Origin of the sequence: Niallia sp. NCCP-28 (assembly GCF_023168165.1) — a bacterium.
Taxonomy (GTDB): domain Bacteria; phylum Bacillota; class Bacilli; order Bacillales; family Cytobacillaceae; genus Niallia.
Map to the genome: position 1 here is coordinate 76,846 of NZ_BQYJ01000001.1, position 20,154 is coordinate 96,999.

Consider the following 20,154-nt stretch of genomic DNA (forward strand, 5'->3'; position numbering starts at 1 on the left):
CTTTTTATAAGGAGATGTAGAATATGGAACAAATAAAACGACATCAAAACTATTGGAATAGTAGCGCTGAGATATATGATGACATTATTCAAAAAGAATTAAGCGGATTTAAAAGAGATGCTTGGACCCAAATTCTAAAGGAGCATATCCAAAAAAAGAAGCCTCTCAAAATTCTCGAAATTGGCACAGGTCCTGGTTTTTTTGCAATAATATTAGCGAAAATGGGCCATGAAGTAACCGCCTTGGACTTCTCAGAAAAGATGATTGCTGCTGCACAGAAAAACGCCACAAATAATGAAGTTTCTGTGAATTTTATTCATGTTTCTCCAGAATTTCCTTTTTCAGGTTCAGAAACATATGATGTTATTGTTTCCCGCAATGTGACATGGACGCTTCATTATCCAGAAAAAACCTATACAGACTGGTACAATTGGCTAAGAAAAGATGGCCGTCTACTTATCTTTGATGCAAATTGGAATATAGGAATAGCGAAGAAGACACATGGAGAGATTTATCAATCAGATATTGAAAAAGCTAAAAAGTTAGGTTTTCCAACTTATGATAAAAAGGAACTATTTGATGAAGGTGATATTATTTCCAAAAATTTACCAATGACTTTTGCAATGAGACCTGAATGGGATAAAGCAGTACTATTTCAGCTAGGCTTTATCGATATTCAAATCAGACAGGACTTTCATGAACTAGTTTATACAGAGGCTGAACAAGCAGCCTATGATTCTATACCATTTTTTTCTATACTTGCTATTAAATAATCTCTATTGATAGAGACAAAAGAATAGCTTAGCGCCGGCTTATTTAATAAAAAACTCTGATTTCTCATTTAACTAAATGCTGCCGCCAGCTATATCCTGTGTTACTGGGAGACTCAGCCTTTTGATTCAACAGTCAGTTAAAGAAATCAATTCTTCTACTCAAAAAAAATCTATACAAAATTATTACTGGTTCAGATACACGAACAAAAATATTCGACAAAAGTGGTGCTATGATGATAGAGTTGCTGAAACAGTACGATATGTAAGTGGCTTTTTATGAAATTGTTAAAGATGATCTACCCCTCATTCATAAGTCTATACTCGATGGATGTGGCAAAGATGATGTAGATCTTGTGTTAATAAATGCTGGTACAGGAATTACAAAACGTGATGTAACAATGGAAGCCGTGCAAGCATTGATTCATAAAGAAATTGTTGATTTGGCGAACTATTTCGGATGCTTAGCTATACAGAAGACATTGGTAGTGCAGCAATTATGAGTAGAGCCATTGCCGGAACCATTCATGAAAGAACTGTTTTTTCTATGCCTGGTTCAAGTGATGCTGTTCGTTTAGCAATGGAGAAACTTATTTTACCAGAACGCCCCCATATTATTTGGGAGTTAAATCGCCAAAAGTAAAAAATGGGACTAATTTAAAAAATTAATGTTTAGCAGTCTTTCAAATTAATTTTTTTCGTTTCAATTAAAGAGAATACTTAAAACTTCAGAGAAACTCTACTGTTTTTGATTTCCAACAAAATGCTACAGTTTGCAAAATATTAATCTCATAGGTTATCAATAATGTTATTGGAGAACCAATCTTTTGAAAGAAGCCTCTTCTATAGTTGTCAATTATTCGATTTATGAAGAAAATGAGAGTCCAAAATTTATAGCAGCTCTTTTATATAATAAAAAGTAATGGAAGTTTATTTTCAAAACTCCATTACTTTTTTTAAAAAAATTTTGTTATTGCATCGTTTAAAACTTCCCCATTAAGAATTGATGTCAAGAATAAGAAAAAGAAAGAAGCAATTGAGGTCTATTTAAAAGGAGACTTAACTAACCTTGCAATTTATAGCTCTTTTTCTCCTTTTATTCCATTTATAGAATAGCTTGCCGTTATAGTTGCATTTAATGAATGAGATACGGAACAGTACTTGTCTTTTGATAATTGAATCGCACGAACGACTTTATCTTCTGGGAGATCACCTTCTAATGCGTAATCAATGTTGATGTCTGTAAAACGTTTTGGATGTTCTTCTGCCCGCTTGCCGGTTACTTCCATTGAAAAAGAGGCAGGCTCTAATCTCATTTTTTGCAAGATGGATAAAATATCTATTCCTGTACAGCCTGCAACAGCATTTAATAGAAGTTCTGTTGGTCTTGCACCAGAATTTTCTCCGCCAAATTTTTCATCTGCATCCATTTTCAGTTCATGTCCAGATGGAGTTTTTCCACTGAATGCCATTTTTCCATTCCATGTAATAGTTGTCTGCAATTTTTATTTCGCTCCTTTATCTTAATATCCCTAGCTTACGTTGCCGCTACTAGTATGTGATGGAAGGGTGGGTTTAATTCCATTCACATACAGATGGATTGCTAATTAACAACTATTTTCTCATAAATCTAATAAAACTTCTGCATATCCTCTATATTCCTTATTTTAACTAATCATTTTTGTACAATAATCCCTTCTTTTTAACTTTCATAAATATTGCAATTTTTGTTTTTTTCTCAAGATCTTTCCCTTATAATTTAAAAAGCACAACTATAGAATTGGACAGGTGAAAAAACATGGTTTTATTAGGAGCTTTAGCAAATGGAATAAGTGTAGTTTTTGGAACACTATTAGGCAGCCTTTTTCGGCGAATACCTGATAGCATGAAAGACACCGTTATGAATGTGATGGGACTAGCCGTCATCGTTCTTGGAATACAAATGGGATTTAAAAGCGAAAACTTCCTTATCGTCATTCTTAGTCTTGTAATAGGAGCAATTATTGGAGAGTTATTATTTTTAGAAGATAAAATAAATCAATTGGGAAATTGGCTGGAGAAAAAATTAGGGAGTTCTAAACAAGGAAATATTTCTCAAGGATTTGTCACAGCTACTTTGGTTTTCGTTGTTGGCGCAATGGGGATTCTTGGAGCGTTGGATAGCGGAATTAGAGGAAATCATGATATTTTATACACAAAAAGCATTATGGATGGATTTATTGCGATTATCTTAACCACAACATTAGGAGTCGGCGTTATCTTTTCAGCGATTCCAATTATTTTATATGAAGGATTTATTGCCCTTTTTGCCACACAAATAAATTTATTTATTCCAGATGCTTTAATGAATCAAATCATTATCGAAATGACCGCCACAGGCGGGATTATGATCCTTGCAATCGGTACGAATTTAATCGGACTTACAAAGGTGAAAGTAGCGAATCTTCTGCCTGGAATTATAGTCTCTGCCATTATCGTTTCTATTCTTTATAAGTTTTAGATGGATAAAGCATATATTGAGATACCTTCTTTTCAAGATAAATGAAAGCACCACGTTTTTATCGGATCGTGTAATCTCATTCTCGTAACATATGCTTTGACTATTTTATACTGAAAACGGAATATAATCCCAGATTTATTTACCTTTCTCTTCAGCTTATATCAATTATGGAAATAAAAAGAGCAAATTATTCTAGTAATAGACTTTATAAAAATAAAATCTAAAAAAGGAAAGCCCGTATTTTGGTAACAGGTTCTCTTTTAGGATACAAAAATCAACTTCGCAATACATTTTCAACGTGAATTCACGTTTTTTATTTCTTTGATATTACTACAATCTTTGATGTTTTTATTAAAATTAAAGCAGGATTGTCGATAAACAATTTACGATCAAGGATATTATTTATTTTAAGCAGGTTCTGTTATCTTTCGTTGTTTATTTACTTTATTAAACTATTAGGAAGTTTTGTTGAACAAGGTGTAAATTTAACATTTTAAAATAAGAGCATTTCTTTGTAATGAGAAATGTTTTTTATTTTTGCCAAAACCAAAGGGATATAATAATAACAACAACAATATAATTAAAAACAATATTATTTTATTGTAAAACGATAATTTATGTGTTAAAGTCATTTTATCATTAAATCAGTGAGGTGCTTTAAATGAATATTAAGCAAGGTTCCACCACTTTCTTAAAGGTAATTATTTTTCTGATCGGAATTGCGATGCTTGCTTTATGTATCTATTGGTTGCCTGAGATAGCCATTAAAGATGCAAAGGTACATCCAGAGACGGCTTATTTCCTAATCCCCTTTTTAGTATGTGCATATGGATTCTGTATTGCGTTTTCTGTGGCGTTGTATCAAGCATTTAAACTACTAACCTATATCGAAAAAAACAATGCTTTCTCTGAATTATCCCTTAAATCTTTGAAGGTTATAAAAAAATGTGCTTTTACAGTCATTTTCCTCATTCTGTTAGGAATAGCAAGCTTAAAGGTGCTTGCTAAAAGCACCGGAGACGACCCAGCAGGTCCTATATCACTAAGTCTAATGGGTATTTTAGCAACAAGTATCATCGCAGCCATTGTCGATGCACTTCAAAAGCCATTAAAAAATGTCCCAGATATTAAGTCAAAAAATGATTAACGGTTTGAGAAAATTTAATTAACGAGGTACTTTTTATGAAACAAGTTACGACACTCTTTTTAAAGCTAGCTGTTATTTTTATAGGAATCTCAGTTCTTGCATTGTGCATATTTGTAGTGCCCCATATGGCAAATTTCTCAGCAAAATTGTATCCAAATATTTCCCCAATGAAATATCTCGTTTTCATCGTGATGTATGGAGCGGCTGTGCCTTTTTACTTTGCTCTCTATCAGGCTTTCAATCTTTTACGATACATTGACGAGAACACAGCTTTTTCGGAATTATCTGTAAAGCCGTTAAAGAAGATAAAGTGCTGTGCAATTACAATCAGTGGTTTGTATGTATTAGGTTTGCCACTCTTTCATTTTATAGCAAAAAAAGTTGACCCTCCTATTGGATTAATGGGAATCATCATCATTTTTGCTTCGTTGGTTATCGCCGTTTTTGCCGCTATCCTCCAACGGCTTCTACAAGAAGCGATTAACATAAAATCAGAAAATGATTTGACGGTCTGAGGTGGAGGATATGGCAATTATTATTAATATTGATGTGATGTTAGCAAAACGAAAAATGAGCGTAACGGAGCTTTCTGAGCGGGTTGGAATTACTATGGCGAATCTTTCTATTCTGAAAAATGGGAAAGCAAAAGCGGTTCGTTTTTCAACATTAGAAGCGATATGTAAGACTTTGGATTGTCAGCCGGGTGATATTTTGGAGTACAAAAGCGATGAGGACACTCAATAAAAACAGACAACAAATTTATTTAATTAATGGAAGTCGATAAAGAATTTAAGGGATAGCTATTAAGCTATCCCTTCTTTGCGTTTATTGATGTTATTTACTCAGAGAATTCCATTGATATTAGTGAGAAAAAACATGATGTGTTTTGCAATGTTTGCACCTCAAAAAGGAGCCTTTTAGTATTTTGGTTTTCCTTTTTAGATTTTATTTTTGCTTCTATATAGAATCTATACTCTGTTAGATTTTTTATATTGCTATAATATTTTCCGTTGGGATATTGTCCTGTTATTCTTTATTAGCTTTATCTTCACTGGCAGCATTTTTATTATTGCCATGTTTTACCCCTTTACTTGTATACGGTTTAGCACTTTTGGATTTATTGGCACTTTTTTGCCAACGATTCCACCCTTTTTTCCCTGTTCCTCTTCCTGTTCCACTTTTTGCTTTTGCTTTCGGCATCGACTCAACTCCATTACATCAATAAAGATAGGTGTATTATTTTCTTTTGATCGCTTAACAGTTAAAGCTTAATTTAACCATATACAGTTCCAAAAGTCGACACTCTTTATTTTTTCCAAACAAAAAATCCAAGGTTTACTGTTTACTACCAAGGATTTTGTTCTATCTGTATTATTTATGGTTTTGTGCTAAATTCTTCTTTTAAAATCGAATATAAATGCATATCCTGATGTTTTCCTTTTAAAAGAATACCTTTTCTGATCGTTCCTTCATGTTTCATTCCTGCTTTTTGCATAACTTTTTCAGAAGCCTTATTTTCCTTTACACATCTTGCTTGAATACGAATAAGATCCATTTGTGTAAAACCAAAAAATACTAATTTTCTGCAAGCTTCCGTCATAATGCCCTTTCCCCAATAACCTTGATGAAGAACATATCCTATTTCTGCTGCTCTATTTTTTGGCTGCCACCAAACAAAATCAATCGTGCCAATAAGCTGGCCATTTTCCTTCCATTCCATTCCCCATGGAGCAATTTTTTTTAATTCATATTGATCCATAATATACTTAATGAATTCTCTTGTAGTTGCTATTGTTTGATGTGCGTGCCAAGTAACATGCTTGGCTACTTCTGGATTAGAGCAATATGCATACATATCCTTTGCATCTTTTAAGTTAATTTTCCGAAGAATTAGCCGCTCTGTTTCTAAAACAGGCAGATTGCCGTATATATCATGAATGTCCATACAACACCTCATTTTACAAAAAGAATGGATAATAAAACTCTAAATTCTCAATCATTTTTATATACTCTAATAAAGTGTTCTCTCAGCTATTTCCTAATACGCAATAGAAGATTTAGCATGTTCATTCTTTTTAATCACCAGCATCGTATTGGCATTTTCCTGAAATTCATAATTCACATTTACTTCTTCTAATGTAAATCCCTTATTTTTTAAATCTTCGATGACTTTATCAAGATAAATGGAACGTTTTCCTTTTAAATCTACTAAAGGGAATATCCGAATCTCTTGCCTGGCAACCCGAAGAAACTCCTTTATTGTTTGAAAATGAAAGGTTTCATCCAGCCGGTCATCATACATAAACAAAAAATGGGCAGATAAAATCACATCAAATTCATTGTCGCTAAAAGGCAAGGAAGGCAGTGCTGCTGGAATATATTTGTTCGGCGACTTTTTTCGATCGGCGGTACTATCCGCCAATGCCTGAAGACGATGCTTATGCAGTGCTTCCATATCGCTAAAATATTTCCATACATAATTATTTTTTGCTGTTTTCATTTGCTCAACAGCATGCTGTATATCTTTTAAGCCTTTATGGTATAAAGCATCTTCCGAATGATCATATGCAATATCAGCTGCTGTACTATTTAACCCCTTGCTGTTTGCAATTGCCGTAAATGAACAGGCCCCTGCAGGACAATCTAATATTTTTTTCCCAGCTAGTTCCTCGTCCGACAAATTAAACATATCTTTATATTCTTCATAAGATCTTCCGATGAAAACAATTCGCTCTAAGTCTAATTTCTGATGTCCCAACTTTATCACCTCGCCTTTATAATTCTATATTGAATGTTTTTCTTCCTTTTTCTTGATGAATAATTCTATTATTAAAATCAATCTTCAATCAATAGAGGTTTACTATACACCTAGATTTTTCACATTCTTTGCTAATATGAAAATTAAAAAGACTCTTGCCTGTTAATAAAAAACAACTGATTTCACTTCAAATTTACCGTTCTGCAAGCAAAAAAAATAGAGCATCCCAATGCCCCAAATTCTCCTTTTTTATGAATTTAGCTTCCTTTTTTATTGATCCAATGAAGAGATCCCATATCACTATGCGGATGAGTTTTATCGATTCTTTTGTTAAATTCCTGTTCTAATTCTTGCAAAGACAAGTCATAGAGATGCTTATCATCCTTTTTATAAACTTTTAATGCAAGTAATTTATTAATTAAACATTCTTTTCTATTTTCTTTTTCTTTGCGCACTTTTTCATCCATATAAATCGCTCCCTACTCCATAATTTGCCGAAGATAGTATGAAAATTAAATTCATCCATTTTCGGCTAAGTAGTCCATTTAAGAATGACATTTAGTAACACTCTATTTACACTATTCTTATTTGAAAAATCGGAATAGTTATTTATCCTAATTATCGATTAATTCACAAAATATTCAGTATTTCCCTCTTTTTTAACAACAAAAAGGCCTTTGCTTAAACAGAGTTGTTTAAAGCAAAGACCTCTAGCTGTCTAGTCGGCTTATTTACATTTAAAAATGCAAAAATTTTTATTCAATACCATAGTTAATTAAACAATCCCAATTGGAATAGTGTGTTTTTATAATATAAAGATAACAAATCTGTTTATTACAGTCAAGATAAAAAACACATCCAGCAATACTACTAAAACGGAATTACCATTTAATCCTCAAAAGATATGCCTGATTCTCATCCTTACTACAATCACATTACTTATCGGCAAAAAAAGAAGCAATCTCTACCAATAAAGAATGAAATTGCCCTTTTCAGTATACAATTTATTATTTTAATGTAATTATCCTTATGCAGTTGCTTTCTGCATATTTTCACCATCCGATTGGTTCTCCTTGTTTAAAATGCAGCAATAATTGAGGATGAATGATCACTGGATCAGTTACCGGCTGGTTAAGTTTTTTAGCTACTACTTCTTCTATAGCATGAAGACAATTATTTAAGCAAATATAAAAACTATTTTCGCACTTATACAATACTCCTTCTGGAAGAAAAGTAGTTGTAGCCTTTAATTCTTCTATAGTAGCGCCATCTGAAATTTGATTGAGAAGACTGCTGGCCAATATAACAGGTGTTTGCTGATGGAAATGGAAATCTTGAAGTGCTTTTTCATTACGAAATAAATGCTTTTTATTATTCTGAATATAATATAGCGAGGAATTTTCATTTGATTGAATGAGTTTATGATTCGGAAATAGCTTGCTGTCTTTAAAAATTTGGCTGTCAATCACATCTCCCTCTTTATATTTAAACAAAAAGGGATCGGGGATTCTTACCACCCTGTAGGATTGGTAATGTAATTGTTGAAAAGCTTGTGGCGAAATTCTTCTTCTCTGTTGATTATCAATTATATATACATCGCTACTCAAGCCCCTAACCAGTGTTCCATCTGGAAGAGTTTTTGGCATATAGGTGTACAGCTTTTGAAAAGAGTCATCTCCTTTCCATGCAATGTCCAACACTTTTCTTATTGGATAAAAAGATTTAAATTCTGTTAAACGATTCCAAAAAACAGCATCACCAAAATTCCAATTATCAGGATGATCATCCCAGTAGCTGCCATACTTCTTAAATACTTCTTCTGCGATTAAACGAGTATGCATCACGGAACAATGATCCACTTTCCCTGCAGCATTTTTCAAATTCCCCTGAGTTCTTCGTACACCTTCTCGCTGCCTTCCCGTCCTTTCATCCACCCATTTAACTAATTGATTGGAATAGACAATATCTATATTTGGATGCTGCAAATAATAAACCATTGTTTCCAAGCGATTAGGCAAAAATATATTATCATCTGTCAAATAAGTAAGATACTCTCCCCTGCTTTTTGAAATTGCTTCATTTATTAACGTAGCATATCTAGTTGTTTTGTATCTCTCACTATCTAAAACACGACTATTAAAATAGCTGATTCTTGAGTCTGTTAAATATTTTTTAATAATGTCTACAATTCCTCCACTTGAGTTATCATCCATAATAAACAGTTCCCAATTGCTATACGTTTGATTAAGCACACTTTCTATCGCATTTGCAATCGTAAGAGGTTTATTATAGCTGGTTAGAATTACAGAAACTAAGGGTGTCATTTCTTTTATGTCACTTCCATTCTACCCGTAGGTTTTATTAAAATTATATGGGAGATATATGAGCGTAATGTTTTCTTTTACTTTCAAAGGGGAACTACACCGTTTTTTCAAAGTAAATCTTCTTAGCTCTTATAGGGTAACAATTATTAAAAAAGAGTTATTTTCAATAAAGTTCAACTAACAATCAGGCTTTTACGGGCAAGTTTCTCCCTGCTTAGATTTCTCGGTTTCGCTTATCATCCCTTAGATGTAGGGACAAAATCTCGTTAATGCGCAATAAAACTAAAATCACCCTTACTTAAATTAACCTTCTTCTTAAATAAGATTCACCAATATACAATCCAATGCCTTTCTATTTATATATATCCATGACTTGTCCTTTATCATATTTCACATGGTCTTAGACACTTAACTATCCCCATACTTATTCTTCATACATGGGCGGTTGCTTAACATTATTAATAAATTCTTTGATTTTTGAACTAGATGCTTTATCTGCAACAAGAATACCTTCACTGCTTGCCGCTACAATAATATCTTTAACTCCAATGATCGTAACAGGGATGTCTAGTTCATTTACTAAATGTGTATTTATTGAGCTATCATCAATCATACCTTTACCAATTTGATTTGTAGTCATTTCTTGCGTCAGAGTCTCCCATGTCCCTAAATCTTTCCAATAACCTTCATACGAAAGTGCAACAATTCGCTTTGCCTTTTCAACCACCTCATAATCAAAGCTATTTTTCGGTAAATTTTGATAAACAGAATATAACTCTTCAAACTGAGTAGGCAATTGTAATTTTTGAATAATGTCGATAAGGTAGCTTAATCTAAACGCAAAAACACCGCAATTCCATAAAGCATTCTGATCAATTAGTTCTTGAGCCTTTACTTCACTCGGCTTCTCTACAAAATATTTTACTGACATATACTGTTTGTCATTATTTTGATTCTCTGGAACAATATAACCATACTTAGTAGATGGATAGGTGGGCTTAACACCTATTAAAGCCAATTCTGCATCTGTGGTTGAAAATAAACTCTCAAACTCTTTGATTTTATTAAAAAAAGTATTATCAACATAAGGATCTACTGGTATTACAGTTATCACTTCGTTTAATGATACTTTTTCAACAGAATATAGGTAAGAGGCAGCTAAAGCGATAGCTGGAAAGGTATCTCTTCTTTCTGGTTCAATAACGAGAGGAACATCGCCTCCGATTTGGTTATAAATCATATCACACTGTATTTTCGAAGTCGCAATAACAGTAGATTCAGTAAGATTTACAGACTCTAATTGGCTCCACACTCTTTGAAGCATAGATTTTTTCTCACCGCTTCCCACTTCCAAAAATTTCAAAAATTGTTTTGAACGGGTATTATTCGAAAATGGCCAAAGTCTCCTGCCAGAACCCCCGGATAATAAAACTAGTTTCACTTCATACTCACCCCTAATTAAATTCTTATCATAAATACAAACTTCGTAAGTGAAAGCAACAAGCTAGCCTTTATAATGGTTGAAAAAGGTATAAATTACTCTTAAAATAATTTTTGTAATCTCTCTGGCTCGTAGCTTGTCTCTTTTAAAAGTTTTCAAAACCAAACTTATTATGTGATATAATACTTCGCCTTGAAGATGCATGTTTACTTCATCACAAATTTTATAAAATAATCCACCTCCCAGAAGCCATCCTCTTTCAAAATAATCCAAAAGATTATTTCTCTAAAAAATGGTTGTTTCTATAAAAAGTAAATCCTATAAAGTTCTTTATAGAATATATTATATTGTTGGAATTAAGTTTAAAATTTTAGTGATCCATCCGCAGTACAAACTCCATTTAGTTGGTTTTCATCAAATAGTCCTCTTACTAGAAATCTATCTAAAAAGGTAATTAAATAAGCCATATAATTTTTGCTTCCACGAAAGCATCTTGTTTAAAAAACCTTTTAATCTATTTATAAAGCGTTTCAACAAAGATAAATGCAAATTTGATTTTCATAAAACTTAACTGTTTTACTTATGGAGCTTTCACATATTCCTGCATTCATAAACGAAGGCATGCGTACTTTTATTTTGCATATAATCAATTAAAAAAATTTCCATTTACCCTGCTCATCCTAAAAAAATGATAACTTGCACCTCATCTTCATCTTCACACAAATCCTATTTTATATTTATAAATTATATATATGCATTGAACAATAATTAGGAAGGGCCATTATCTCTGCACTTATTAAAAATAAATTAATAATAGCTCATATCATATAAATGAATCAAAATTAAATACAAAACAATATTCAACATGATATTTTTCTCAATGAAAAATTACTTAAATATCTTAGGTTATTTAAAGAAACATTACAAAAAAATTGTCATACTGTATAGAGAGAATAGAAGAATAGAAGTGCCAAAGCAGTCTCTAATAGGAAGGAGGGTATGAAAATTATTGCAGATAATATAGTTCAACTGAGTTAAAGCAATAGTTAAATATTTTAACAAAATAACTATCTTGATGCTTTATCCAAATATACTAAAAAATTAACTCTACTATTAGGTTTTTTGAAAGCTAAAAAACAAAGAACCTTACAGTAAACGCAAGTTAATAGAGTAAAAAAATACAATTATATGGAGGGATAATTACTTATGACTAGTATTCCAGAGAATATTGATGACTTATTAAAATATAAAACCCCCGTTTACAGCAAAGATTTTCCAATAATTTTATTTTGGAGCCCTAAAAGCGGATGTACTTCCATTTTAAAATGGTTCTTTTTCCAGATAGATTTACTTCAAAAAGATATTCAACAAGATCCTCATAAATACTTATTTACATTTCAGAATCAACCTGATTATAGAAAAGAGCTAATGGAGCAACTTTCAGAAGGAAAAATAGCAACTTATAAACTAGTGCGCAACCCTTATAAAAGAGCAGTTAGTTCATTTTTATATACAGTTCAGCAAGACTACGAGCCATTACGCAAAGAATTTGAGTCAATAAAAAATTTTTTTAATAATCAAACAGATGGAATTTCGTTTAAACAATTTCTATTCTACATTAAAAAAGTAGGCTGCGATTTAGAATCAATCGATTTCCATATAGCTAGGCAATATATTAAGAATGAAGAAATTTTTGTGAAAAATTATATTCAATTAGAAAACTTTAATGCTCAAATTAGAGAAATTGAAAGACATTATAATTTAAAGCATTCTCCTCTCTCAGAGATCAGTAATCACTATCATCATTTCGCACCCAAAATGACTCTTACTGGTAACTTTGCAGAAACTATCATTTCAAAAAAAATGTTAGAAGAATTTATACCAGACTATAAGAGCTTTTATGATAAAGAGACAGCAGAACTAGTTAGAGATATTTATAATGAAGATTTTGAAATATATGGATATGACAAAAAGGAATTTAAGCTATAATGCAATAAATTATTATTATAAAAGAAGGAGGAGACTTTTTTGACAACAAACTCTTATTTTGTTCACTCTCATGCTATTGTAGAAAGTGATAAAATTGGGAAAGACACAAATATTTGGGCCTTTGTTCATATATTAAACGGAGCAAGTATAGGGGCAAACTGTAATATATGTGATCATTGTTTTATTGAAAACAATGTTTTAATCGGAAATAATGTCACAATAAAATCTGGCATATATATATGGGATAATATTGTGATTGAGGATGATGTTTTTCTTGGTCCAAATGTAGTATTTACTAATGACATATTTCCTCGAAGTAAACGAAGTAATGCCAAAATAGATGAACCAAAATTAGTAGATACCATCGTTAAAAAAGGAGCAAGTATAGGAGCAAACTCTGTGATAGTTGCTGGAAACCATATTGGAAAATATGCACTGATAGGGGCAGGGTCAGTTGTAACAAAAGATATTCCTGATTATGCAATTGCATATGGAAATCCTGCAAAAATCAAAGGATATTTATGTAAATGTACAGAGAAATTATATTTTTCAAACGAATTAGCGCAATGCAACAATTGTAAAAGAACATATAAAAAAAGGAATGATATAGTCGTAGAGCTAAATTAATATTTTTAAATCAAATTCTGGCAATGAAGCAATTCTATACTTTATAGCAAGCGATAACCTTAAAAAGTCTATTAAACTTTTAAGGTTATGCTAGATATTTCTGTTGATATTTGGCAGAAATATTATGATGATGTTAAGGGAACTGATAGCAGAAATAAAAAAATTAAAACCAGCAAAACAACATCGTTTGAAAGCATTTTCCCTCCATTCCCTTGCATCATTTTTAGCAAGTGAATCCATGTAGAAATAAAGCTAGTTATACTACTTGTGTACAGATGGATGTCAAAGCAATAGAACATCAACGTTATCTTTTTAAAAGTTGAAAAAAGACTTTTACTGATATAACCGCTACTCCTCTATACCTTACTCGTAAACCTGATAAATGCTTAGCCTTCATTCAATTCTTCTATTAATTAGCTGATCTAAAACAAAGGAACTTTGAAGCATTTGTAGGAATTATAAAAATGGATAAACAATGTTTTCTATAATATTCTCCAAAAAAACATTCAAGAACGCAAACGTGGCTGCACATCAAAATTTCGTGGAATTAGTCTCGAACAAGTATATGTTTTAATGCTAGAGGTTGTCAAAAATCTTCTTACCCTAAGTTCTCAGTCAGGGAAGCATTGTAAAAATCCGGTTAGATAAGACTATCAGTTCTAAATTATTATTAAACAACACGCTTTGTATTAATGATTAATAGGATTTTCCACCTATGCTAGAAACAAATTTTTAAATCTGATGATATATCGCGTGTCAAATAGGCAAATTCTACACAAAATATCAATAACTAACTATCACAGCGGATTAAAGGGCTAGATACAGCGATTCATCGGTTTAGTGACAAAATTCCTCGGCCTTTATTTAAATTATTTCATTTTTTAGATGCAGTTAAACAGCGTAGTGATAACGAGGACATGAGTAAAATGATTCTAAAAAGCTGATTATTCTTAATTATTGATACATACAAAAGTCTAATGACAACAAAATCCACTTAACTATTAAGTCATATTAAAAGTTGAATCCTATAATGTGGGGAAGTAATTTTTTATAAAGTGATGACTCAGTTTTAAAATACTAAATGAATACGGAAACTTTATTGGTGGTGTGCTAAAGCGGATTGATATTCCTATTCTTAGTTGGAGAATCAGCAACGGAGAGTCCTATAGAATGATTAATGACGAATGGGATGAAGAGCTTTTCCCAACAGATGAAAAGGTGATAGAAGGAACTGCACTCGAAAAATCGGCAGAAAATAACATCTATTATATTATCTTTGCTGACTTGCAGGCATATCCAAAGGAAAGATTGCGAACTTGTTTTATTAGTAGTGGATAAATTGTTATGCAAGTATCTACTGCATGGATAACGAGAAACTCAAACTTCTTTACAAGAACATACAAGATTGTGGAATTGAAGATGTTTAATATATTGCCAATGAAAATGATACAAGAACAAGATTATCTTTTTAATACAAGCATAGAAAGACCTTCATAATTTGAAGGTCTCAGAGTGTAGACAAAGCTTATTTCACTAACTTTTCAGGCTGATCGACTTTTGTCTTTGGAGGCGTGAGGCCATGGGAGGAGCGGATTTACCCAGGTAGGTAACGGGCATCCGAGCAAGGCAAACAATAAAGAAAGCGAGTATTTGTCGACAGCCTGAGTTCCATAAAAACTTGCATTACATCATTTTAAAATTCCGCTAAAATGATTAAAAAGAATTACAGTTTATTATTCTATCAGTTTTATTTTATCTTATTTGACTAACGTTCACCATACTAGTTAGAATTTCAAAAATAAGATTAACTTTCATTTCCCAACATTCCTTTTTTTATGTTGAGAAACTATCTCAGAAAATTGATCATAGTTTCTAATATAATCTTCTTCCAGATAATAATAACTCGCTAAAACTAGAAGCACACAATCATCGGAAAAATCATACATCTCATGCCACATTAACGGTCCTATATAAAGACCCTTTTGGGGATTATCTAATAAAATTTCTCTAGTTTGATAGAGGTCATCTAAATGAATTTTGCAGCTTCCTCTTACTACTATTAAAACTTGTTCTAAATCGTGATGTGCATGAAACCCTCTTCTTACTCCACTTTTTGTATCAAAAAGATAATATACCCTTTTAATGTTAAATGGAATATTTTTATTTTGCTCAAGTGCAATAAGTGAACCTCTATCATCACCTTTTATATTAAAATCCAGCGTTATTATCTCCATATAATTCCACTCTCTTTTTATAAAATTTATTCACAAAAATTTTAATTTTTAATACTTATTTATAACCTCTATAACTTTCTCAACATCCTTATAGGCTAAATTAGGGGAGATAGGTAAACTAATAACTGTATCATGAATATGTTCTGCAATATTTAAACACTTATTATTCCATTCTTCATACGCTTTTTGCTTATGTGGAGGAACAGGATAATGAATAACCGTTTGAATACCATTTTTATGCAAATATTGTTGGAAATCTTCTCTGTCATTTACCCTAACAACAAATAAATGCCATACATGAGAAAAGCGATCTTTATTTTCAACGCCCGGCAAAATTAGTTTACTATTACAAATATTTTCATAATAATATTCTGCAATTTTGCGGCGTTTTTCATTTTCTGCATCTAAATACTTAAGCTTGACCCTCAGAATAGCAGCTTGTATTTCATCTAAACGGCTGTTAACCCCTTTAAATAGATTTTTATATTTTTGATATGAACCATAATTTCTCCATGCTCTTAACTTGTCTGCAATTATGTCATCATTGGTTGTAATGGCTCCTCCATCTCCAAGGGCTCCTAAGTTTTTCCCTGGGTAAAAACTAAAACCAGCTGCATCACCTAAATTTCCTGTTTTTTTTCCTTTATACAATGCACCGTGTGCCTGTGCGGAATCTTCGATAATTTTAAGACCATATTTATTTGCTATAGACGATATAGCATCCATGTTTGCACTTTGTCCATAAAGATGAACGGCCATAATTGCCTTTGTTCTTTTTGTAATTTTTTGTTCAATTTTTTGCGGATCAATATTATAGGAATTTATATCAGGCTCTACCAAAACAGGGATGGCATGATTAGCTGAAATGGCTAAAATAGTCGCAATATATGTGTTGGCAGGAACTATTACTTCATCTTTTTCTCCTATTCCATAGGCTTTTAAAATCAGGGTCAAAGCATCTAAACCATTTCCTACTCCAATTGCATGACTTGTACCACAATATTGAGCAAATTCTTTTTCAAAACATTCAAGTTCGTTACCAAGAATATACCATCCACTATCCACTACACGTCTTATTGCTTCGTTTATCTCCTGAGAATACTGTTGATTTATGCCCTTTAAATCCAGAAAGGGAATCATCGTTTAAACACCTCGTACATAATAAATTTTTGGCGAAGACTTTTTATACCAGAACAATATGCATAGTTATGTTTATTACAATTAGATATTTCTTCAAGTTTTCTCCAATAAGTTCCTAAAATTAATATGCTTGTAAAACTGTTAGCATAATGTAGTATTACATTCTCTATATTAAAATCTACTTAGGTATATATATATCTTTTAGCAAATGAGGGTAATGACTGAAAATATGATTTGCAATATTGGACATTCCATTTAATAGTTGCATTTCTGCTCTTATTTCTTCATATCGAAATAACTTTTTTCTTTCTTCCTCGTTTGGATAAGAATTTGAATACCCAACATTGTGGTATGGGGGTAATTTTTTTAATAATGAATCTAAACATTGGTTCCACCCTTCACCCACATGTTTTTTTTCCACCTCTTGCCTTTGTTTTTCTCCACATGATAAACGATATTCTTTATCATTTATCAATTTCACTAGATATTCTATATAGCTATTTAATGTAGAATGGGATTCATTCATTCCAGGATAATGATCGATGGTAAGTAATGGGGCTATGGGATGAGGAGATCTAACAACTGGCAATCCATATAGTGCTGCATCTAGCTCTGAAGTAAGTGAGGCTATGGGAAAACTTTCAACATATATATCTCCTAAACAATAAAACTCCTCAATGTTTTTTGTAGTTTTAATTAATTTAATTTGACTGCTTTTATCCATTGCGTCCTGCCACATTGCATCTGTTTGGTCGGGACCTACCACAAATAAAACAGCATTTTTGCACTTATTAAGGATTTTTATCATAGCTTCTTTATAATGGAGGTTTTCAAATGGGACAAATTTATGGGGACTTGCAATTGTTAATAAAACAATAGTATCATTGGAAATACCATATTTTTCTCTATAGTTGATGTTTACGTTTTTTTGTTTAGATATTAGCGGAATTGGCAAAATGTCAGATTCTCGTACATGTCTCCATAATAAAGAACAATCTTTACCTGCTTTCCTAAGATCTGCCACTATATCAGAAATTCCTGCCCCTAACCAAAATGCTTCATCTGCATGATTAAGATATACAACAGGCGGTCCCCCAGGTTTACCAAATGCAACGGAAGCAGTTGGATCATTAGGATGTATGTGCAAGATCACATAATCAGCATAATGCTTAGCTATTTCACGCAAATATAGAGAACGCTGCACCAAATTTAAATCTAGCGGCAATTGAATAAACGATCCACCTGTTTTTTGAGCTGCTTGCTGTAGCCATTCTGGAACTTCTGTATATCCTTGATCAATTAATATGACAGAATGCACTTCATGATAATTTATTCGGTTATTTATCCATCTTTCAACAAGACGGGTATGACCGCCAGTTGTATACGCTGTAGTAAGAACATGCAAAAAATGCGTAGATCCATTCTTAGATTTGGGTATAGTTATATTAGAAAATAAAGCAAGGTCATATTTTACATCGATGGCGATATTGTGCAATTCCTGCTCTGTACCCAAATGAACATATGTGCCCGGATGAGACAGCCAACCAGATGTACTGACTAATTTTGCATAGTTCATCTTATTTTCATAGTCATTTGGATGTACTTGTTTCAATTTTGAATAAATATCTTCGAATAATTCTTTATTTTTCTCCATTTGCTTCTTCTGTTTATTTCCCTTTTGATAATGTTGGATAAAAATCTTTCTATATTTATGAAATCCTTCCATACTAACAATTCCACAGTCATGTTCCACCCATGGTTTATCCTGATGCGGGATTCCTACTTCATATCCAGCCTTTATAAATTCAAAACATTGAGAAATATCATAATAGTGCCAAGCAGTAAATAGATCTTCTCTCCAAGAAATATCATATTGGGTAATCATAATTAAACCATCTATTGCTTGAACACTCTGATAATCACTGTTAACTTTATCAAAACTTAATAACCCCATTGTCCCCTGACTGCTTTGATACACTTTTCCAAATCTACATTCTCCATTCCACCAAATAGCATCTTCAGGCAGCGTTTTTGTTCCTACTACCCCCAGCATTCCTAACTTTGGATATTTATTAAATATAGACACTATATTTAATAAAACGTCAGAATTCAGGAAAATTACATCTTGGTGCAAGTAAACTTTATATTTCGCATCTGTTTTCTTCATAGCCGCGTTATACCCCGAGGTCATACTTGAAGCATCTTTCATAAAAACATGCTCGATTTGAAAGCCTTGCGGTACCTTCAGCTTTTCAACTGTCTTAAGAGATTTTTGTAAAAGATCATCGTTATTAATACAATAAATAAAGCAAATTTTTTTATTGTTCAATCAAATCCCTCCTTCAAGCATTTTCTGCAATAGCTAAAACTTTTTATAAATGGTTCTCGAAAATGGATCATACCTCCATTTACTATTAAAAAACTTTTCACTTTCAGCCCAAAACTGAACCTGATGTGGTTTATTTCGTGAGCTAAAATCATGTTCATGATAAATTAAACTTTTCGGACAAAAAACTACTCGATATCCAAGAGAATTAGCATTAAAACAATAATCTGTTTCTTCAAAATAAAAGAAATAATTTTCATCTAACAATCCTAAAATTGGTATATTTTCCCTTTTTATTAAAAAACAAGCTCCATTGACAACTAAACAATCTCTTTGTTCATCTAATAATCCTACTCTGTTCTCGTCCATAAATCCTGGCATGGACCAATCCCAACTAGTCCCACATGCAACGATTTGATTATTGCTATTAATCATTTTTGGACCAACAACTGCTACTTTTGGATCTGAATACAAACACTGAATAAGCGGTTCTAACCAACCTTCTGTTACTCTTGTGTCTGCATTAAAAATGGCGATGATATCTCCAGTTCCAGCCCTTATTCCTCTATTTACGGCAGCAGAGTATCCCAAATTCCCCTTATTTTCCAATATATAAATATCATTAATTGATTTTAAATACGGTAAAGTTCCATCTACACTTCCGTTATCTACAATATAAATAGATTTTGATACAGGTGTATAATTCATAATGGATTCTAAACAATCTTTAATAAATCTTTCTGAATTATAAGTGACTATAATAATGTCTAGGTGCATAATGATTAAACCTCCTTCAAATATTTTTTTAAAAGAATACATATTTTTCAAAGAAAAAGTATAGATAAATAGGGAAAATCTACTATACTAGCTTTTCCCACAAAAATTCAAATCATTTTTT

The 20,154-nt window shown here is 32.1% G+C and carries 18 protein-coding genes and 3 pseudogenes; 10 read left to right on the forward strand and 11 right to left on the reverse strand.

Going from position 1 to position 20,154, the window contains the following annotated elements; all coding sequences use genetic code 11:
- Positions 1-23 precede the first annotated feature (23 nt).
- Positions 24-773, forward strand: coding sequence for a class I SAM-dependent methyltransferase (locus tag NCCP28_RS00385; protein ID WP_248559447.1), 750 nt, complete (start codon positions 24-26; stop codon positions 771-773).
- A 149-nt stretch (positions 774-922) separates the two neighbouring features.
- Positions 923-1,413 (forward strand): annotated as a pseudogene (locus NCCP28_RS00390) (MogA/MoaB family molybdenum cofactor biosynthesis protein).
- Positions 1,414-1,846: 433 nt separating this feature from the next.
- Here NCCP28_RS00390 and NCCP28_RS00395 read toward each other — a convergent pair.
- Positions 1,847-2,272, reverse strand: a complete 426-nt coding sequence (locus NCCP28_RS00395) for an OsmC family protein (protein WP_248559448.1) — start codon at positions 2,270-2,272, stop codon at positions 1,847-1,849.
- A gap of 296 nt (positions 2,273-2,568) precedes the next feature.
- Here NCCP28_RS00395 and NCCP28_RS00400 point away from each other — a divergent pair, with 296 nt between their 5' ends.
- The 4 genes from NCCP28_RS00400 (at position 2,569) to NCCP28_RS00415 (ending at position 5,161) form a co-directional block, all read left to right on the forward strand.
- Positions 2,569-3,270, forward strand: a complete 702-nt coding sequence (locus tag NCCP28_RS00400; RefSeq protein ID WP_248559449.1) for a DUF554 domain-containing protein — start codon at positions 2,569-2,571, stop codon at positions 3,268-3,270.
- A 661-nt stretch (positions 3,271-3,931) separates the two neighbouring features.
- Complete coding sequence (locus NCCP28_RS00405; RefSeq protein WP_248559450.1) at positions 3,932-4,417, forward strand: DUF2975 domain-containing protein; 486 nt, start codon at positions 3,932-3,934, stop codon at positions 4,415-4,417.
- A gap of 35 nt (positions 4,418-4,452) precedes the next feature.
- Positions 4,453-4,932, forward strand: a complete 480-nt coding sequence (locus NCCP28_RS00410; protein WP_248559451.1) for a DUF2975 domain-containing protein — start codon at positions 4,453-4,455, stop codon at positions 4,930-4,932.
- 10 nt (positions 4,933-4,942) lie between these two features.
- On the forward strand, positions 4,943-5,161 hold the full coding sequence (locus NCCP28_RS00415) for a helix-turn-helix domain-containing protein (RefSeq protein ID WP_004434885.1): 219 nt from the start codon (positions 4,943-4,945) through the stop codon (positions 5,159-5,161).
- A gap of 282 nt (positions 5,162-5,443) precedes the next feature.
- On the opposite strand, the gene NCCP28_RS00420 is transcribed toward NCCP28_RS00415, so the two are convergent.
- The 6 genes and pseudogenes from NCCP28_RS00420 to NCCP28_RS00445 all read right to left on the reverse strand — a co-directional run.
- Complete coding sequence (locus NCCP28_RS00420; RefSeq protein ID WP_248559452.1) at positions 5,444-5,617, reverse strand: DUF3934 family protein; 174 nt, start codon at positions 5,615-5,617, stop codon at positions 5,444-5,446.
- Between the two features lie 175 nt (positions 5,618-5,792).
- Positions 5,793-6,362, reverse strand: coding sequence for a GNAT family N-acetyltransferase (locus NCCP28_RS00425; RefSeq protein WP_248559453.1), 570 nt, complete (start codon positions 6,360-6,362; stop codon positions 5,793-5,795).
- A 93-nt stretch (positions 6,363-6,455) separates the two neighbouring features.
- Positions 6,456-7,106 (reverse strand): class I SAM-dependent methyltransferase, encoded by a 651-nt coding sequence (locus tag NCCP28_RS00430; protein WP_248560251.1) that lies wholly within the window; start codon positions 7,104-7,106, stop codon positions 6,456-6,458.
- A gap of 326 nt (positions 7,107-7,432) precedes the next feature.
- The gene (locus tag NCCP28_RS00435) at positions 7,433-7,642 is read right to left on the reverse strand and encodes a Fur-regulated basic protein FbpA (RefSeq protein ID WP_248559454.1); all 210 of its coding nucleotides are present in this window, start codon (positions 7,640-7,642) and stop codon (positions 7,433-7,435) included.
- A gap of 585 nt (positions 7,643-8,227) precedes the next feature.
- Positions 8,228-9,499, reverse strand: a complete 1,272-nt coding sequence (locus NCCP28_RS00440; RefSeq protein WP_248559455.1) for a glycosyltransferase — start codon at positions 9,497-9,499, stop codon at positions 8,228-8,230.
- 427 nt (positions 9,500-9,926) lie between these two features.
- A pseudogene (locus tag NCCP28_RS00445) lies at positions 9,927-10,940 on the reverse strand (sugar phosphate nucleotidyltransferase); the annotation flags it as partial.
- 1,206 nt (positions 10,941-12,146) lie between these two features.
- Here NCCP28_RS00445 and NCCP28_RS00450 point away from each other — a divergent pair.
- The 4 genes and pseudogenes from NCCP28_RS00450 (at position 12,147) to NCCP28_RS00465 (ending at position 14,894) form a co-directional block, all read left to right on the forward strand.
- A complete protein-coding gene (locus NCCP28_RS00450; RefSeq protein ID WP_248559456.1) occupies positions 12,147-12,929 on the forward strand; it encodes a sulfotransferase family 2 domain-containing protein in 783 nt (260 codons plus the stop codon).
- Positions 12,930-12,968: 39 nt separating this feature from the next.
- Positions 12,969-13,556, forward strand: coding sequence for an acyltransferase (locus NCCP28_RS00455; protein ID WP_248559457.1), 588 nt, complete (start codon positions 12,969-12,971; stop codon positions 13,554-13,556).
- Positions 13,557-13,683: 127 nt separating this feature from the next.
- A pseudogene (locus NCCP28_RS23960) lies at positions 13,684-14,497 on the forward strand (IS1595 family transposase); the annotation flags it as partial.
- Positions 14,498-14,663: 166 nt separating this feature from the next.
- Entirely contained in the window at positions 14,664-14,894 is a 231-nt protein-coding gene (locus NCCP28_RS00465) for a DUF2691 family protein (protein ID WP_248559458.1), read from the forward strand.
- A gap of 473 nt (positions 14,895-15,367) precedes the next feature.
- On the opposite strand, the gene NCCP28_RS00470 is transcribed toward NCCP28_RS00465, so the two are convergent.
- From NCCP28_RS00470 to NCCP28_RS00485, 4 genes are all read right to left on the reverse strand, one after another.
- On the reverse strand, positions 15,368-15,790 hold the full coding sequence (locus NCCP28_RS00470; protein ID WP_248559459.1) for a sugar 3,4-ketoisomerase: 423 nt from the start codon (positions 15,788-15,790) through the stop codon (positions 15,368-15,370).
- 48 nt (positions 15,791-15,838) lie between these two features.
- Positions 15,839-16,930: a DegT/DnrJ/EryC1/StrS family aminotransferase gene (locus NCCP28_RS00475; protein WP_248559460.1), complete on the reverse strand. Its 1,092-nt coding sequence runs from the start codon at positions 16,928-16,930 to the stop codon at positions 15,839-15,841.
- Positions 16,931-17,108: 178 nt separating this feature from the next.
- Positions 17,109-19,259, reverse strand: a complete 2,151-nt coding sequence (locus NCCP28_RS00480; protein ID WP_248559461.1) for a glycosyltransferase — start codon at positions 19,257-19,259, stop codon at positions 17,109-17,111.
- 33 nt (positions 19,260-19,292) lie between these two features.
- Positions 19,293-20,033 (reverse strand): glycosyltransferase family 2 protein, encoded by a 741-nt coding sequence (locus tag NCCP28_RS00485; protein WP_248559462.1) that lies wholly within the window; start codon positions 20,031-20,033, stop codon positions 19,293-19,295.
- Positions 20,034-20,154 lie beyond the last annotated feature (121 nt).